This window comes from Psychrobacillus sp. FSL H8-0483 (assembly GCF_038637725.1).
Lineage (GTDB): Bacteria > Bacillota > Bacilli > Bacillales_A > Planococcaceae > Psychrobacillus.
This window is the reverse complement of record NZ_CP152052.1, coordinates 2,507,185-2,524,494: the sequence shown is the minus strand read 5'-3', so window position 1 is coordinate 2,524,494 and position 17,310 is coordinate 2,507,185. Positions and strand designations below refer to the sequence as shown.

Genomic DNA, 17,310 nt, shown 5'->3' with positions numbered 1-17,310 from the left:
TAGACAGACCCCCTAAATGATTGATTTAGGGGGCCTTAAAGTACTTATTAAAGGATAAATGAAAAAACTAGAAGAGAAATTTTAACAATTAACTAAATCATTGACTGGTGTCGTTGTTTCGCTATCAATTGAATTATTGGGGCGATTTCCTAATAAATCACAAGGTTTACCAATCAGTTCAATCGATCCATCTTTTAACTTTACAATACGATCAGCTAGTGCATGTGCATCGTTTTCATCGTGCGTAACAAAAATAGACGTGATCCTTGCTTTTTTCAAAATAGATCGCAAATCTTTTCGAATTTTCACTTGCAATTCCGCATCTAAATTGCTGAAAGGTTCATCCAATAAGATTAAATGTGGTTTTGGTGCAATAGCCCGGGCAATGGCAACACGTTGTTGCTGCCCTCCGCTTAATTGATGGGGATATCTCTTACCAAAGTCCTGTAATTCAACAAGCTCTAAAACTTCTTGTAGCCTCTTTTTTTTCTCTGTTTTCTTCATACTAAACAAACCAAATAAAATATTTTCCGAAACAGTCATATGAGGAAAGAGCGCATAATCCTGAAAAACCATCCCAATTCCACGTTTTTCAGGTTGACGAAATCTTTTTTGATCAAACATTATTTCCTCTTGAATTGTAAAGGATCCTCTTGTTGGATTTTCAAGTCCTGCAAGTAAGCGGAGGATGGTACTTTTCCCACTTCCACTTCTACCTAAGATTGAAATTACTTCTCCTTTTTCAATGGTTAATGAAAATTGATCTAGTGCATAACCTTCTGAGTTCGGATAGGAATAACAAACGTCTTGAATAGAAATAAACATATTATTTCGTCTCCTTATCTAGAAACTTATTAAAAATTACAATGGCAATGGCACTTATACTAACTATTAATAAAGAAGCTTGTGATGCTTCCATAATTTTTTCATCACTTGCATATTGAAAAGCTTTTGTAGATAGTGTATCAAAGTTAAAAGGACGCAAAATTAGTGTTAAAGGAATCTCCTTTAGTATGTCAATAAAAACAACAATAATTCCGCTAATAATAGCACCTTTCATCATAGGGACATCGACTTTAAAAAACGTTTTGGTTATTCCTACACCAAGTAATCTCGAAGCATCTCTAAAATTTGTTCCTATTTTATCATAACCGGATTCAATTGAATTATAACCAATCGCAAAGAACCTGATGATGTATGCCGTGATTAACATGACCAGACTAACGCTTAAAACTAAAGTTGAACTTTCACCGAGCAATTGATAAAGTGGTGTTAAAAATTGGTCGAGTGCGATAAATGCCGTAACAACTCCTACTGCTATGACGGCTCCTGGAATAGAATAGCCAAGTATCGTTAGTTTAGGTAATAATTTAGCGTATTTCCCATGAACAAGGCGTCCAAAGTTTCCTAAGATCAATGCAAAAACTACAATACATGTGGCACTAATTCCAGCAACTAGAACTGAATTTTTTACGTATATCAAAAATTCATCCATTGGAATCTTGCCGAAAGTTAAGATTAACCAGTCCACCAGCTGGATAACTGGAATAAAGAAGCCCAAGCTTAAAATGAGGAAACCATATAAGGTTGCCAAAAATGCTTTAGCCCCTGTTAATTGAATAAGAGGCAAAGGTCTTACTTTTGTTGTCGAATAACTATATTGTCTTCGGCCTCTTAGAATCTTCTCTAGCATAAGGATAATAATCACTAATCCCATGAGAGATGCAGCAAGTTTAATAGTAGTTTCAATATCACCTAAGCCAAACCACGTTTGAAAGATTGCCGTACTAAAGGTTTGGATTCCATAATATTTAACTACCCCATAGTCATTTAACACTTCTAATATAACTAAGCTTGCCCCACCAATTATAGAAACTCGTGAAACTGGTATTACGATCTGAAAGAAAACTTGCCATGGTCCTTTACCCAAAACACGTGCACTCTCAATCAGCGATGCGGATTGTTGTGATAGGAATATACGGGTAATTGTATATACATAGGGATACAAGAAAATGGTAAAAATGAATATGGCGCCTGGCAGATTCATGATATCGAAATAAACGTGATTAAGTTCAAGTCCAAAACGCTCGCGCAGAGTTGTTTGAACAATACCTGTATAATTGACGATTCCATGATAAGTATAGGCACCTATAAATGGAGGAATCGAAAGTGGTAGAATTAATGCCCATTTTAAGAATTGACGAAAGGGAAATTGATATTGAGCAATTATCCAAGCTAAACTTAAACCAATTATTATCGATAAGATAGCTGTAAAACCTATCAGTATGAAGGAATTTTTAATATAAGTGCCCAAAACAAACTCTTTCATGTGTTCCCAGTTCTCATTGGACGGTGTGAAGATACCCGAAATAATGGTTAGATTCGGTAAAAATAAAAGAAGTATAATTATTCCTGCAACGACAGTCCAACTATTCACATTAGCCATTCTTTTCACGTTTAAAACACCTCTTAAAGAAATAGAAAGAAACCCCTTGCCAATGAGACAAGGGTGTTTAACATATTATTTCCAGCCTACTTCGTTAAATATTAAAATTGATTTTGCATTATTCTCACCTAAAGCAGATAAAGGTATATCTTGTTCTTTAAATTCTCCCCAAGATTTTAATAGCTCAGATGGTTCTACGGACTCATTCACTGGATACTCATAGTTTGCTTCTGCGAACGTACCTTGTGATTCAGGAGAAGATAAGAACTCAAGTAATTTAATCGCATTCTCTTTGTTCTTTGCCGCTTTAACAACTCCTGCACCGCTTACGTTAACATGCGTTCCATTTGTTTCTTGGTTAGGAAAAAATACCCCTAATTTTTCGGCTACTTTTACTTCTTCTGGATCTTCTGAGTTTAGCATTTGACCAAAGTAGTAAGTGTTCATAATCGCTACATCACCAATACCAGCAGCAATTGCTTTTGCTTGGTCGCGGTCGCCGCCCTCAGGGTCACGTGCGAAGTTTGCTACTAGGCCAGCAGCCCACTCTTTTGCCTTTTCTTCCCCGTTAATTTCTATAAACGAGGCTAACAAAGATTGATTATAGACATTTTCTGATCCACGAATCAAGATACGGCCCTTCCACTTATCATCTGTAAGTGCTTCATATGTAGACAATTCTTCCGGTTTTACAGTTTCTTTGTTATATACCATAACACGTGCACGTTTAGTTAAACCATACCACATTTGGTCTTTATCTTGAAAGTTCGATGGGATTTGCTCATCCAATACATCACTTGAGACAGGTTGTAATAACCCTGCATCTTTTGCTCGGTATAATCGACCTGCATCCGCTGTTAAAAATAAATCAGCTTGAGTTGCATCGCCTTCACGTTTAATACGCTCAAGCAATTCGTCAGCTTCACCTTTAATGACATTTACTTTAATGCCAGTTTCTTCTTCGAATTTCGCATATAGCTGATCGTCTACATCATAATGACGTGCCGTGTATAGGTTTACCTCTTTGCTATCGTTTGTTTCTTTTGTATTGTTTGTTGTGACTTTAGAAGTTGTGTCGTTGCTACAAGCCGCTAAAGCTACCAATGCAAAAGCTAAAATAATGAATAATGCTTTTTTCATTGATTGTGTCTCCCTTACTATGTAGATGAATCTGAAGTGAAAACGATTCTCAATTTCAATTATAATATTCAAATCATCTTTGTCAAGAAACTTTTTATAGAATAGCTTATTCATACTTCATTGGGAAGATACGAAAGGAATCTAATGATTGGAAAAAGTGTATGAGGTATAAAATAGTAAGAAATATGATAGGGTTTCAATGGAAATAGCACGCCTTTTCCATTACTTTTCTCAGCTTTAGTGTAGAACATGAGATGATGGTATGAAAGTTATCAAACAAAAAGTATTATGAATGGTTTTGGTAAAATGAATCTCGGAGTTATTCAAGGGTATTTATGAAACATTAAAGGAGGAGAGAAGTGTATATGGATAGAGAGGACATTGGTGCAATGGTTTTTTATCCTAGAAAAATGAAAGTATTTAATGGGTATTCATACGTCAAGCCATTAGATCCAATCATTCCTTTAATTGAAGAAATGGGACTATTTATTGAAGATTATTCAAATTAACCCAAATAAAAAGGATGTAAAAAAATTCTTAAAAGTACTATATGGAAAATGATGATGGTTTTACTTAAATAATATGTGACTATAAAGGTGTTTATTATATTATAAAGTAGTAAAAAAAAATAAAATGAGCTCTATGTTCAAATTAATGGTACAGTTAGAAAGAATATTTTAAAAGTGAGTAGGCGAACAAACATGATTGAGGTAAAAACATCTCCAATAAGTGATGGAGAATTCAATAGGGGTATATTTGCAACTAAAGATATCAAAAAAGGCGAGCTTTTTCATGAAGCACCTGTCATTTCTTATCCAAACGAAGAGCATCAATACATTGAGAAAACCATACTAGGTGATTATGCTTTTGAGTATGGGATAGGTCAATCTGCTATCCTTCTTGGTTATGGAATGTTGTTTAACCATTCTTATGAACCTAATGCAACGTATGAGATTAATTTTAAAAATCACACATTTGACTTCTTTGCTTACACAGATATAAAAGCAGGAGATGAAATTCTAATCAATTATAATGGCGACGTTGATGACAAAGATCAACTGTGGTTTAATCAGGAATAAAAGGATATGGAGGCAATTCTTGACGATTCGCCTTCCTATAAAATTTAGAAATGAAGAAAAACTTTTTTTAAAACATTTTAAATAACCATCTATCAGAGGAACTGATAGATGGTTATTGTGTTTTTAGAAACAAAATGAAACAACTTAATAATCTCTACCTCAAACGTGTGTAGAACAGCATAAAAAAGAAAACATACGAGTTGTCGTATGGTTTCTTTTTTTTGTATTTTATGTTTGGTTAAAGGAAAGATGTATTGGGTATTAACCTAAAAGCAGGTTAGTTGAATAGGCTACACTATGTTGCACGATTTAAATAAGGGCTCACTCTGTGCTCTTCAGTCAAACAACTTAATAAAATAGGTCTGCAGGCTTAGTAAATAATTAGTCTCAAGCTGGTTAACCCAATAAATGCCATTCTGTATGATTACTTTTGTACTTACAATAATTATTCGGGTCAAGTCTACTAAGAAACCCAAAATTTTATCTTTATAGGAAGGAGGAAAAAATTTGTTTTTAAAAATTGTTAAGAATGATTTTTACAGGAAGAAAATCATAACTGTGACAGTGTTTGCATTTATCACTATGGCAGTTATTTTGGCTGCTAGTGCAATAAATAACATTGCCAATCTGATTCAGTCGATGTCGGACCTGCAGGAACGTGCAGTACCAGCTGACATAACGCAGATGCATTCTGGAGAATTTGATCAGGCAGAAATAGATAGATTTACAGAAGCACAGCGTGAGAATATAGCGATGCAAGAGACAATGGTTCTTCTGACTTTGGATGGAAGTAATATTCATTTCGGCAATAATCAAACGATGGCTGGAACTGTACAGGATATTTCATTTGTTGTACAGAATAAAAAATTTGACTTTATATTGGACTTAGATAATGAAAAACTGGATGTAAAGGAAAGGGAAGTGGCGGTTCCCATCTATTTCATGCAACAATATGACTTAAAAATAGGTGATACGATTACGGTGAAAAGCGGAGAGTATGAGAATGAGTTTGTCATTTCAGATTATGCAAGAGATTATGAGATGAACTCTTCTCTTACTTCTTCGAAACGGTTTGTAATTAATCAGGCAGACTATAATGCAATGTTTTTAAAGCAGGCCGGGGAACTGGAATATATGATCGAATTCAAACTGCATGAAAACGGGGACTCTCAGGCTGTTCAGACTGCATATATCGAAGGAGGTCTTCCTGCAAATGGTCCTACAGTCGGAGGAAAGATATTTCTGATGTTTAATGTCATGTCAGATGTGGCAGTCGCAATGGTCATTATACTTATCAGTATTCTCCTGATTATTATAGCTATGCTCTGTATCAGACTTACGTTCTTGGCAACGATTGATGAAGATTTAAGAGAAATCGGTGTGATGAAAGCGATAGGAATATCCAAAAAAGATATAAAGAAGGTATATCTTAATAAATACAGAGTCATGTCAGTAGCAGCCGGTATAATAGGCTATCTGCTTTCCTTTGCAGTGGTAAATCTGTTAATCGGTAATATGAGACTTTACATTTCTTCGGATTTATCAGGAAACTTAAAATATATACTATCTCTTATAGCTCCCTTATTGGTATATTTCTTGATTATGATGTACTGCCAGAAAGTACTGAAAGGAATCGATAAGATTTCTGCGGTGGAAGCATTACGTTCAGATATCATGGAGCGTGGAAAGAACCGAAAATATAGTTTTCCACTGCTTAAGAACAAATTTTTCAGCACCAATATTTATATGGGACTTAGGGATGTATGGAAACGATTCAAATTATACAGGCTACTGTTCTTTATTTTTATCATATGTACGTTTATTGTAATACTTCCTATAAATATTTTTAACACCATGAATTCATCGGAATTTTCCACTTACATGGGAATAGGAAAATCCGACATGCGAATCGATCTTCGAAAGACAGATACAATTACAGAAGATTTTAAAAAGCTGCAGGAAGAACTGAAGAATGATTCGGATTTTGAAAAGTATGCCGCTTACATCACAAGTTCCTATCAGGTTAAAAATGCGGAAGATTCCTGGGACTATATTAATATTGAAATCGGAGATTTTTCCGTATTTCCATTAAAATATCTCGAAGGGAGAGCACCACAGGCTGAAGGGGAAATCTCACTTTCCTTTGCCAATACGTCAAAAGATGGATTAAACAAGAAAGTGGGAGATGAAGTAGTATTAAAAGTTGCCGGGGCAGAAAAGACTTTGAAAGTAACTGGTATTTATCAAGATATTACAAATGGTGGGAAAACAGCAAAGGCGCCTTCCGGTCTAGGTTTAAATGAAGATTCCGTTCTTTGGTATATTGTGAGCATGGATGTGGCTCAAAGCGTCGATGTTCGTGAGAAAATGGACTACTATCAGAATACCTATGATTCTGCGCAGGTAAATGATATCAAAGAGTATACAGTGCAGACTCTTGGAAATATCATTGATCAGATGAGCCTGATTGTTATAGGTGGAATCGCAATAGCAGTGATTATTGCCGTTTTGATAACTGCATTATTCCTTCGGATGCTATTATCAAAGGATATGTCTCAGATTGCAATCATGCGAAGTATGGGATTAACTTCTAAAAATATTAAACATCAATATATGGCAGGAACTATGATGGTACTGATTTTGGGAATCATAGTTGGAGTGCTGGCTGCGAATTTTCTAGGGGAATTTCTTGTAAGTATGGCAATGTCCTCTATGGGAGCCGCAAAAATTGAATTAGTTAATGTTGTATGGCAGACTTGGCTGCTATGTCCGTTAGCATTGATTGTAGTCGTTGGAATTACTATTTCTGTGTGCTGTAAGGTAACAGGAGAAGATGATTTATCTGTAGTTTTAAGAAGTTAGAACGGTTGAGAAAGGTCCAGGCAGGAGGGCGTATCCCCGAGATGGAAGAAGCCTCCAGCGTAAAGGCACCGAAACAGATAAGCATGCAGATTTCTGAAAAGTAAGGCATTCCGGGATGCCTCTGTGGATATATGTTTGACATTGGAGGAATATATATGAGCATTATATTAGAAGCAAGAAGTATGAACAAAAAAGTAGAATTAGGGCAAGAAAATGAGCTTCATATCTTAAAGGATGTAAACTTGGAGATAGAAAAAGGTGAATTCGTTTCGATTATGGGTCCATCCGGAAGCGGAAAATCAACACTCCTATATAATATAAGCGGAATGGATAGAATTACTTCTGGTAGTGTGAAATTTAATGGCAGTGAAATCGGCAGTCTTAAAGAAGAAGAGTTGGCAAAGATTCGACTGAATCACATGGGATTTATCTTTCAGGATATTAATCTATTAAAGAATCTGTCATTGATTGACAATGTTATGTTTCCTGCTCTTGTATCAAAAGATGCGGATAAAAATGCAGTATATCAAAAAGCAGAAAAACTGCTTAAAATGACAGGAATTGAAAAGCTTGCAGATAATAATATCACTCAGGCATCTGGTGGACAGCTGCAGAGAGTCGGCATCTGCAGAGCATTGATAAATGATCCGGATATCATATTTGGAGACGAACCGACCGGAGCATTAGATTCCAAATCGACAGAAGAGATTATGTCAATTCTTGCAGGGATTAATAAAAAAGGGACAACCGTAATGCTCGTTACGCATGATGCTAAGGTGGCAGCAAAAACCGAAAGAGTATTGTTTATGGTAGATGGAAATCTTGTTGCACAGAAGAAAATGAGTAAATACGATGCGCAGCATGACGATATGAAGAAAAGAGAAGAAAGCATTATGAAATGGTTAGTGGAAAATGGATTCTAATTTTTCATTGGTGTTCGCATAAAGTTCATATGGGAAATTATTTGGTAAGTTTGAAAGGGAAATTTAAAGACATTCAATAGTTAAGAAGATCTCTCATCCAAACATGAACTTGGAGAGAGATCTTCTTTTCTTAGTGTTTAGATATTTATAAGCTCATGCGAAGACTAAGACACGAAGCATTATGTATTGATGAAATGTGGGTAGTGGCGTGTACCAGATATTAAACTATTAAAAATAGTGTTCAAGTTGTGTGAGAACCTGGTACCCACCACTACCAAACTTTTGAGAAGCCTTTTTCTTTTGTAATGCTTTATGAAACTTTCTCCTGCTCTAGTATAGATTTTCATAAACGTACAAATGGACCGTTTCTGATAGAATTCGTTATCAAAATGAACAACACCATCGTTGTCACAAGTGTTATGGACAAAACGATACAGCTGGATCCAAGGGGACTGACGCCAGACCACAGCAACGTAAAATGGATAGCTGTGATAATTACCGGAATAGGCATACCGAATAAAAGACTCACCAAAACGTTTGGATTGGACTTGATAGCTTGAGAGGGGGTAGTCCAATCTGTGCTTGGGTTTTTCATATCAAATAACGGAGTAAGTAAGTTATAACAAATAACTAAGCAAGTAATAACGAGCAATATCACCATCGACTCCATGTTCCAATAGCCAAAAAGTGCATAAATTAAGAAGCTAATTAAAACAGCTATTATATTCAAAAAGGAGGCGAAACCTACTTTTGATAAATACAAGATATAATGATCAAATGGCAAACTTTTTATCAAAAAATGATATTTACCTTCTCTGGAATAGGGTGTACCGCTAATATTGTTGATACAGCACAAAAATAAAACCAAATATGAAAAATATTTATCGAAGATTCCTTTTTTAGTAATGTTTAAATTATCAGGAATGACCCCATTTTGTATAGCGACTAGAAAAATAAAAGAAATAACAGATGGTAATAAAATCGTTAGGACGACTTGCATTTTAAAATAAGCGTCGGAGTTAATCACCCACAACTCTCTTTGTAGATAATTACGCCAATGACCTTTCGCTATATATGCTTTGGATTTCTTTGTATTCGCTTGATTGTTGTCCGAAGCCCCGTTTTTTAAGTAGTTCTTTGAAATGTTTCTCTTAATTAAGTGATACAGTAACGTACTAATAACCAAAATGAATACAACTAATAACAAAAAGGAAATGGTTATTTTTTCAGACATAAAAGTTAAGATTATTAAATTGATCATAGGCATTCCCTGGAAGGTTTCTTGTGAATAATTCAATAGGAGAACGAGTGTCTCTTTACATTTAGTTAAGGATGATAAATCAATTTGCGAAAATAACTCGGTTATGTTGAGTGTAGACTTGCTCATAAAGTAAGCAATTACCACGGCAATCATCAAAAGAACAGTAAAAGTATTCAAGATTAAATAGGTGAGTTTATTTTTAAAGCGATATCTGTATCGGTTAATAAGTGATAAAACAAATAGCATCATCAAGGCGGTAAATACATTTATAATAGGTAAAACCATGAGCAGTTTGGTTGCTATGAAGTACTTTCCATCCAATATTAGAAATAAAAGGGTGGGTAGTTGAAGAAGCATTGTTATTCCTAAAGGTACACACAAGCTACTTATCAATTTTGCAGAAGCAATTTTTTCATAGGATAATGGTAACGATCCCAACGCATTAAATTCGTAATAATTAAAAACCGTTGAAATGGATAAATAACATATTAACGCAAAGACGAGAATGTTAGATATTAGTAAATTATAAAGCAGTAAATCTTGTGTGCTTCCAAGGAAAAAAACAAACGCATTTATAATCGTGAGCTGTATGAATAGGTAGAAGCAGGCAATGATTAAGACAACTTGCATCATTGGTTGCGTTTGTTTTCTATAGAAGGTTGAAAAAAGAAATTTGGTTAATTGAAATTGAATTTTCATATATGTTTCTCCATGAAAATGGATTCCAAAGTATACTCACCAATTACATTTTTTATTTCGTCATGTAGAATTATTTTGCCTTCCTTCAAAATGGCAACTGTCGTACAAATTTTCTCCACCACATCGAGTAAGTGTGTAGAGAAAAAGATCGTACCGCCTTCTGCTACATATTTTTTAAGGGATTCTTTAAATATAACAACAGCATTGGGATCCAGACCGTTTAAGGGTTCATCCATAATAATAATTGGTGGATTAATAGCAAACGCTGCGATTAAAGCCACTTTGTGCATCATCCCAAAAGAGTACGTGCCCATTGGATTGGAGATGACTTCTTCCATACTAAATTGCTTAATATACTCTTTTAATCTTTCTACATCTTCACTATCATATAGTTTCATTAAAAAAAGTATCCAATCGTACCCTGTAATATTTTTAAATACATCGAGAGTATCGGGTATAAAGAAAAACTGTTTTTTATAATCAAGTCCGTCTTCTTTTGTTAACCCATTAATCTCTACGGTTCCTGAATCAGATTCTAGAATACTTGTAATAATGTTTAAGGTCGTTGTTTTTCCTGCACCGTTAGCACCAACAAAACCGAGAATTTCACCTTTTTTAATATCTAATTGAATTCCGTTTAAAATTTTCTTACCGAAACTTTTCTCCAATGAATTGATGCTTAACAACGATCTTCATCCTCCTATCATTCGTTACTGAATTTTTTATTCGAAATCCAATAGTTTGTTACAAAGATTGCCAATGAGACACAAAGAAACGTCACTACTAGATTGCCTAATGCGTTTGGATTTACAGATCCTGTTATGAGCACTTCCATTGCATGTTTACTCATACTGGCGGGATTTACTATATCTATCATTGAATTCAAGCCAACGATAACTCTGCAACCAATTAAAAAAGCAATGGAGATTAATGCGATAAGCCCTGGACTATTGATAAGAGTGCTAATCATCGTTGTGAACGAAACTATAAAAAGAACCCATACAAGATAAAACAATAGGGCTGTGAGCATATCGGGAACAGGAACATTTGAGAATAGAAAATTAACGTATAGATAGGATGCAAAGTATCCAATAGCAATACTAAATCCTGTAAAAAAATAGTTAGAAGCAATTTTACTTCCCACGTATGAACGAACAGCTACAGGTCTAGTTAATATAAAGGCCAACATTCCGTTAGCTTTATCGGTTTGGATGATTCCCATCAAAGAGATTGCGATAATCATAATTCCAAGCTGATCAAATTGAGCACCTAACGTGCCGGCTAATATCTCTCCTCCTTGTTGAGCTGTCATACTTGGATCAATTGTAATGCCTTGACCACTTCCCAAAGCTTCTAATATGGTGGGCAAGTAATACGTCATTACAGGCTGAGTAATTCCTAATAAGATAAATACCAGCGGGAGCCATACAATTTTGAAATCTCGTACCATTTGGATAAATTCTTTGTTCATCAAGACTATAAAGCTTCTCATTTCTCCACCACCAACTTTAAGAAAATTTCTTCTAATGTATCGTTTCCGACTTCAAACTTTACGATATCTACATCATGCTTCAGTGCATGACCTAGTAGTAAGTTTTTGTTAGTTTCTAGGTTTTCAACTTTCACCTTTACCTTATTCCCAATGACTTCTATGTCTTTCACGTAAGGTAGTTCCTTTATAATGCCAATCCATTTTTGATCTCTTTCTGTAATTTCTATACTTAATTTATTGTCACTATTTCTTTGAAGGAGTTCAGTGATCGATGTGTCCTCTATTTTCAGTCCATTTTTAATAACTATAAATCGCTCACAGATTTCTTGTGCATCACCTAAAATGTGAGTTGATAATAGAATGGTCGTTTCCTTTTTTATTTCTTGAATAAGGTTTAATACTTCTCTTCTACCAATGGGGTCTAAGGCTGAGACAGGTTCATCCATAATAATGAGGGAAGGCTTATGTAGTAAAGTTTGAGCAATTCCAAGTCGCTGTTTCATGCCACCTGAAAATGTGCCGACTTTCGAGTCTTCCTCTCCGCTTAATCCAACTTTTTTTAAAATGTTTGGAATAGAACTTGTTAATTCACTTCTTTGTAGTCCCGAAAGTTTTCCCATAAACATAAGTGTCTCTTTGGCAGTCATCCAGTGAAAAAAGTTTGGATACTGTGGTAAGTACCCAATTTCTTTTTTCATCGAAGAAATCTTTTTTCCGTTTAATAGAATTTCACCAGTGTCCGGATTAATAATATCCGAGATCATTTTAATGAGCGTCGATTTCCCAGCTCCATTGGGTCCGATTAATCCGACACAATCTCCTGATTTGAGCTCCATGGAGAAGTTGTCAACGGCAGTTTTGTTTTTAAAAGTTTTCTTTACATTTCTAATTTCTAACTTCAAACTCGCTCACTATCCTTTCTTCCTATAACAAGATACAAAATGGGCCCAAGTGTATTGCCTAAAATGATAAGTAGCGTCCACATGAGTACATTTTTCCTTCTTTTTTTATTTCGGTACAAATCAATTAATGCAATCAAGGCAAGTGTAAACCCAACTAAAATAACTGGAAGCACAATAGGTAGGAACGACATTAAATCAAAGTCTTTTAAATCGTTTATTCCAAAATGCAATCGCATAATCCCAACTCCTTTAATAATTTCATTTTCATTATTGATAATGATAACATGAAGTTTTATATTTTGCACTAGTTATTCTTATTCTTTATAATGAGAATAAGAATGAGACAAAAGAGGAGATAGTATGTTAAATAAAGTTGAAGTTCTAATGCATCCAGTACGAATGAAAATTTCTCAAGCACTATTAAGGAATAAAGAAAATGGATTAACACCGTTGGAAATGGTTAAAATCATTAAAGATGTGCCTCAAGCAACTCTCTACAGACATATACAAGTGTTATTGGACTCCGAGATCATTCGTGTAATAAAAGAAAAGAAGGTAAAATCCGTTTCCGAGAAATATTATGTATTAAATGAAGAAGAGCTAAAACTTGACCAAGGTGAATGGAATCAAGCTTCTCAACAAGAAAAACTTGATTTTGTATCTTTTTATCAATTATCACTAATGACTCAATATCAAAACTATTTAAAAAAAATAGAGGAAACGAACCTTTCTCATGATGGAGCAGCGTTTTCTTTAGTCGAATTAAAAATGAATGATGAAGACTTCTTGAATTTTCAAAATGAATTAAAAGAAATCTTGACTAAATACTACCTTTCTACAAGCAGCCAAGACGGAAAAGATATCCCCGTGCGAACAATTGCGGTTACAATTATTCCAGACACCTGACGCAGCATCAAAGTATGTAAGGAAGTTAAGAGGTAAAAAAAATTTATAGTGGCTAGTTGTATAATCAAATACAATAGCTTTTACGTAAAAACCTCAGATAAACCTTGTATGATTGAGACAATGAAAGTTGCGAGAACCTGGTACCCACAAATTACTCAGACATTCAATAGTTAAGAAGACCTCTCAACCAAACATGAAGGGGCCTTCTTTTACTCTTTAAAGGCATAGGGTAATTTAATGACTCGGAAGCATTTCGTGCAATGCTTGCTGTTATACGTTATAAGATTGGGGATTCAAGGGATGAAAGGCATTTAAAATTCATTATATAAATGAGTACCTCAAATATGTAAAATGTTATTCAAGTGGTACTTTAGTTAAAGATCATAGGGTTGCTTAGGCAGCTCTTTTTTCTTATTGTATTGATATCCTATTAGCTGGTTTGGTGGAAGATCATTGAGTTGCTACTGAAGCTCTTTTTTTTATTGATCAACTAAAATAGAACAAAAAATGATGAATATAAATATTTTCAGTTTACAAAATAGTCGTTTAATTATAAAATAATGATTGATTAATCAATCAATCAATCATATGCATAAAGGAGTTATGTAAATGACAGCTTCCAATTCCCAACAACAGAAGATGAAGGCAAAACGACAAAGAATATTGGATGAAGCAATAGAGCTTTTCTCGGAGCACGGCTACAATGATACAACGATTGCAAAGGTGGCTAAGGCATCCGGTATCAGCTTCGGTAGTGTATTCACTTACTTTTCTACAAAAGAAGAACTGTTCCACTGTGCTGTGATTGAGCCTTTAGGGCAAATAACAGATGTGATGATGAATTTTGACCCTGAAGCGGAAGATCCGCTTGCTGAACTTGAACGGATTGTTAAGACTCATATCAAATTGTTTGCGAAGTTAAGCACTTATTTAAGTTTGGTGGTTCAAGTCATAGGACACCATTCCCACTTTACAGAGCAGTTTGAGGAGTTAAATCGCTTCCATGATGCTTTCTGCCTCAAGCTCTCAAAACTTATTGAAAAAGGCCAGTTGAAAGGTCAATTAATTCAAACTGACTCGATGTACGCGGCATACGCTTATATGAGTTTATTGCTTGGATTGAGATTGATGCGAATAGATAATTTTGATCATGAGATCTGGGAGCAATTTGTTCCTTTTGCTTTGAATTTATTTGGACCGGCTCGCTAAATAAGCTGCTGGTCAATTATTTTAAATTAAAAATGATTGATTAATCAATCAAAAAGGGGTGTATGAATGAATTTCCTGTCATTCAGTAAAACGATTCAAGTAAGGCTTGTACTTCAATTTTTCGGCACAATTGGGTCAATGAGTATCCTTCCATATATCATTATTTTCTTTTCAGGACAATTAGGAACGACAATTACAGGGTTTATGTTTTTAGGGGTTATGGGGGCAAACATCCTTGGTTCGATAGCTGGCGGTTATCTTTCGGATTTCATAGGGAGAAAAAAAGTGATAGTCAGGGCCGAGTTGATTGTCTCAATTGGTTATGCATTGGTAACAATTATGAATTCAAGCTGGCTGAATGAACCATATATGACGTTCATTTTGTTTCTTTTTATATTTGTATGTTCAGGTATGGCAAGTCCCGCCTATTCAGCCCTTATTATCGATGAAAGCAATCCTGAGAATCGTAGAGCAGTCTATACATTTTCATATTGGCTTAATAACTTGGCGGGTGCCATTGGTGGATTAATTGGCGCATTTTTATTCGAGGATTATTATTTTTATCTCTTCTTAGGAATGAGTATGATTGCATTTCTTACATTAATAATAACGATTTTCTTTATTGAAGATCATTATGAAGTGGCTCAATCTAAAGTGGAACCAGAGAAAAAAAGATCAAAAGGGTCTTTATTTGAGGTTAGTAAGGTTTACATGGTAGTTATAAAGGATTATCGCTTTGGAGCTTTAGCATTGGCAAATCTATTAATTATAGCTGTTGAAGAACAGCTAACCAGCTTTATTGGCTTAAGGCTAACGGAAGATTTACCAAAACAAATTCCTTTACTGCCCTTTCTAGATGTGGAAGTCGATGGATTTAATTTAGTCGGTATTCTGAAAGCTGAAAACACTATTTTAGTAGTGTGCTTAACAGTAGTTGTTTCATTTTTGTTGAAACGATTAAAGGACCGTTCGGTTTTACTTGGAGGAATAGTTCTATTCTTCTGCGGCTATGCTGTCATCAGTTTTAACAGTGTTCCAATCGTGCTTATTTTGGCAATGTTTATTGCTACTTTGGGAGAATTGATGAATATACCTGTCAAGCAAGCTCTGTTGGCGAACATGGTTCCGGATCATGCAAGAAGTTCATATATGGCAGTATACGGGCTTTTGTCGATGGGAGGGTCACTCATGGCCGGTTTATTCATCTTTTTGTATGGAAGGGTACCATCATTTTTCCTAACAGCTGTATTTGTACTAATGGGAATCGCAACTTTCATTATATTTTGGAGGTTGACGAAAACAGAAGCAACGTCGCAACATATAAATAAAGCGGAAATAGGCTGACTATAAAATGATGATAGAAATGCAGTTTACGACACTTTTGAGGAAGACTTAATACAAACAATTTGAGTATCCCGAGATTGAATTGCAGAAGAGAGATAAATAGAAAAAAATTCTTGTTCAACTAGCGAGTGCTTGTGCGGCCGAGCCTAGGTCGTATCATATAGCGGGTGGAATTCCCGTCGAGAAAGCACTAGCCATTCACTCGTAGCGAGTCTTGGAGGGCTAATGGTAACATTAGTCTTTAAGCGTAGACAGATAGGTGGCGGGCCGAAAGCCAAATGGTTGAAGGGATTGAGCTCCATAATGTTAGTAAATCGAGAGGGCTGAATTGAACAACATCTTTAAAGAAATATGGATAGTTATGTTAAGATTTAGGTGAGATTGTGAAGAAATGAAATTAAACTATCAGAAAAGGTTAGTATGATGTCAGAATTCGGAAAAACGGAGGTTTACTATGAAATCTCAAAGTATGAAACAACACTTTACAACACTTAAACAACAAAGAGAAATACTTTATCCGACACTCAAATCATTAACAAAAGTCCAATTATGGGAAAGACCTAAAGAAAATAAATGGTCTATTGGGGAAACGATTTATCACTTATATTTAATTACAAAAATGCTGAGAGTTGCAGCAATTATTACCATTCCATGTACAAAGTTATTTGCTCGAATGATGAGAAACAAACCATTTGATTCTGATATAAATGATATTTATAAGGAGTACAAGGAAAAACATAGGAAAGGTATGAAAGCTCCTTTTATTTTGAATCCACCGAAAAAAATTTATAATACAATGGACTATAACGAATTAAATCAACTTCTAATCAAGGAGACTTTAAAAGTATCAAAAATAGTAGAGGATATTGATGAAGACATTGCTGGACATATTATTTTTTTGGATCCTGTAGCAAATAATCCTAATCTTATTCAAGCGATTCAACTATTAGCAATACATGAAGCTCATCATATTAGAATCATTCAAAACAATCTTGAATCCTTGATTGAAAAAACAGACAATGAATAAGTAACAATTCAATGTCTCAT

The 17,310-nt window shown here is 34.8% G+C and carries 16 protein-coding genes; 8 read left to right on the top strand and 8 right to left on the bottom strand.

Annotated features, from left to right (window positions below; genetic code table 11):
- Positions 1-81: 81 nt before the first annotated feature.
- From MHB48_RS12050 to MHB48_RS12040, 3 genes are all read right to left on the bottom strand, one after another.
- Positions 82-825 carry an ABC transporter ATP-binding protein gene (locus MHB48_RS12050; protein WP_340921625.1) on the bottom strand — a complete coding sequence of 248 codons (744 nt, stop codon included), beginning with the start codon at positions 823-825 and terminating at the stop codon, positions 82-84.
- 1 nt (position 826) lies between these two features.
- Positions 827-2,446, bottom strand: a complete 1,620-nt coding sequence (locus MHB48_RS12045; RefSeq protein WP_342601372.1) for an iron ABC transporter permease — start codon at positions 2,444-2,446, stop codon at positions 827-829.
- Between the two features lie 75 nt (positions 2,447-2,521).
- Positions 2,522-3,586: a Fe(3+) ABC transporter substrate-binding protein gene (locus MHB48_RS12040; protein WP_342598305.1), complete on the bottom strand. Its 1,065-nt coding sequence runs from the start codon at positions 3,584-3,586 to the stop codon at positions 2,522-2,524.
- Positions 3,587-3,945: 359 nt separating this feature from the next.
- On the opposite strand from MHB48_RS12040, the gene MHB48_RS12035 reads away from it, so the two are divergent.
- The 4 genes from MHB48_RS12035 to MHB48_RS12020 all read left to right on the top strand — a co-directional run bounded on the left by MHB48_RS12035 (position 3,946) and on the right by MHB48_RS12020 (position 8,450).
- Positions 3,946-4,095, top strand: a complete 150-nt coding sequence (locus MHB48_RS12035) for a hypothetical protein (RefSeq protein WP_342598304.1) — start codon at positions 3,946-3,948, stop codon at positions 4,093-4,095.
- Positions 4,096-4,287: 192 nt separating this feature from the next.
- The gene (locus tag MHB48_RS12030; protein ID WP_342598303.1) at positions 4,288-4,665 is read left to right on the top strand and encodes an SET domain-containing protein; all 378 of its coding nucleotides are present in this window, start codon (positions 4,288-4,290) and stop codon (positions 4,663-4,665) included.
- Positions 4,666-5,172: 507 nt separating this feature from the next.
- Positions 5,173-7,527, top strand: a complete 2,355-nt coding sequence (locus tag MHB48_RS12025) for an ABC transporter permease (RefSeq protein ID WP_342598302.1) — start codon at positions 5,173-5,175, stop codon at positions 7,525-7,527.
- A 155-nt stretch (positions 7,528-7,682) separates the two neighbouring features.
- The gene (locus MHB48_RS12020) at positions 7,683-8,450 is read left to right on the top strand and encodes an ABC transporter ATP-binding protein (RefSeq protein ID WP_342598301.1); all 768 of its coding nucleotides are present in this window, start codon (positions 7,683-7,685) and stop codon (positions 8,448-8,450) included.
- Between the two features lie 343 nt (positions 8,451-8,793).
- Here the strand turns inward: MHB48_RS12020 and MHB48_RS12015 are convergent, their stop codons facing one another.
- From MHB48_RS12015 to MHB48_RS11995, 5 genes are read right to left on the bottom strand one after another with little or no spacing between them, the layout of a single operon-like run.
- The gene (locus MHB48_RS12015; protein ID WP_342598300.1) at positions 8,794-10,410 is read right to left on the bottom strand and encodes a hypothetical protein; all 1,617 of its coding nucleotides are present in this window, start codon (positions 10,408-10,410) and stop codon (positions 8,794-8,796) included.
- Positions 10,407-11,096: an ABC transporter ATP-binding protein gene (locus tag MHB48_RS12010; protein ID WP_342598299.1), complete on the bottom strand. Its 690-nt coding sequence runs from the start codon at positions 11,094-11,096 to the stop codon at positions 10,407-10,409. The genes MHB48_RS12015 and MHB48_RS12010 overlap by 4 nt, the downstream gene beginning before the upstream one ends.
- A gap of 17 nt (positions 11,097-11,113) precedes the next feature.
- Entirely contained in the window at positions 11,114-11,902 is a 789-nt protein-coding gene (locus tag MHB48_RS12005; protein ID WP_342598298.1) for a hypothetical protein, read from the bottom strand.
- Positions 11,899-12,804 (bottom strand): ABC transporter ATP-binding protein, encoded by a 906-nt coding sequence (locus MHB48_RS12000; RefSeq protein ID WP_342598297.1) that lies wholly within the window; start codon positions 12,802-12,804, stop codon positions 11,899-11,901. The genes MHB48_RS12005 and MHB48_RS12000 overlap by 4 nt, the downstream gene beginning before the upstream one ends.
- Complete coding sequence (locus MHB48_RS11995; protein WP_342601371.1) at positions 12,801-13,040, bottom strand: PLD nuclease N-terminal domain-containing protein; 240 nt, start codon at positions 13,038-13,040, stop codon at positions 12,801-12,803. The genes MHB48_RS12000 and MHB48_RS11995 overlap by 4 nt, the downstream gene beginning before the upstream one ends.
- Before the next feature lie 124 nt (positions 13,041-13,164).
- Between MHB48_RS11995 and MHB48_RS11990 the strand changes: the two genes are divergently transcribed.
- The 4 genes from MHB48_RS11990 (at position 13,165) to MHB48_RS11975 (ending at position 17,290) form a co-directional block, all read left to right on the top strand.
- Positions 13,165-13,710, top strand: coding sequence for a helix-turn-helix domain-containing protein (locus tag MHB48_RS11990; protein WP_342598296.1), 546 nt, complete (start codon positions 13,165-13,167; stop codon positions 13,708-13,710).
- A gap of 609 nt (positions 13,711-14,319) precedes the next feature.
- Positions 14,320-14,919 (top strand): TetR/AcrR family transcriptional regulator, encoded by a 600-nt coding sequence (locus tag MHB48_RS11985; protein ID WP_342598295.1) that lies wholly within the window; start codon positions 14,320-14,322, stop codon positions 14,917-14,919.
- A gap of 66 nt (positions 14,920-14,985) precedes the next feature.
- Positions 14,986-16,263 carry an MFS transporter gene (locus MHB48_RS11980; RefSeq protein WP_342598294.1) on the top strand — a complete coding sequence of 426 codons (1,278 nt, stop codon included), beginning with the start codon at positions 14,986-14,988 and terminating at the stop codon, positions 16,261-16,263.
- Positions 16,264-16,717: 454 nt separating this feature from the next.
- Positions 16,718-17,290, top strand: coding sequence for a DinB family protein (locus MHB48_RS11975; RefSeq protein WP_342598293.1), 573 nt, complete (start codon positions 16,718-16,720; stop codon positions 17,288-17,290).
- Positions 17,291-17,310: the final 20 nt, after the last annotated feature.

Excerpts from the sequence above, each read along its gene's own strand:
- MHB48_RS12050 (WP_340921625.1), bottom strand. The coding sequence starts at position 825 with ATGTTTATTTCTATTCAAGACGTTTGTTATTCCTATCCGAACTCAGAA.
- MHB48_RS12045 (WP_342601372.1), bottom strand. The coding sequence starts at position 2,446 with ATGGCTAATGTGAATAGTTGGACTGTCGTTGCAGGAATAATTATACTT.
- MHB48_RS12040 (WP_342598305.1), bottom strand. The coding sequence starts at position 3,586 with ATGAAAAAAGCATTATTCATTATTTTAGCTTTTGCATTGGTAGCTTTA.
- MHB48_RS12030 (WP_342598303.1), top strand. The coding sequence starts at position 4,288 with ATGATTGAGGTAAAAACATCTCCAATAAGTGATGGAGAATTCAATAGG.
- MHB48_RS12020 (WP_342598301.1), top strand. The coding sequence starts at position 7,683 with ATGAGCATTATATTAGAAGCAAGAAGTATGAACAAAAAAGTAGAATTA.
- MHB48_RS12015 (WP_342598300.1), bottom strand. The coding sequence starts at position 10,410 with ATGAAAATTCAATTTCAATTAACCAAATTTCTTTTTTCAACCTTCTAT.
- MHB48_RS12005 (WP_342598298.1), bottom strand. The coding sequence starts at position 11,902 with ATGAGAAGCTTTATAGTCTTGATGAACAAAGAATTTATCCAAATGGTA.
- MHB48_RS11995 (WP_342601371.1), bottom strand. The coding sequence starts at position 13,040 with ATGCGATTGCATTTTGGAATAAACGATTTAAAAGACTTTGATTTAATG.
- MHB48_RS11990 (WP_342598296.1), top strand. The coding sequence starts at position 13,165 with ATGTTAAATAAAGTTGAAGTTCTAATGCATCCAGTACGAATGAAAATT.
- MHB48_RS11985 (WP_342598295.1), top strand. The coding sequence starts at position 14,320 with ATGACAGCTTCCAATTCCCAACAACAGAAGATGAAGGCAAAACGACAA.
- MHB48_RS11980 (WP_342598294.1), top strand. The coding sequence starts at position 14,986 with ATGAATTTCCTGTCATTCAGTAAAACGATTCAAGTAAGGCTTGTACTT.
- MHB48_RS11975 (WP_342598293.1), top strand. The coding sequence starts at position 16,718 with ATGAAATCTCAAAGTATGAAACAACACTTTACAACACTTAAACAACAA.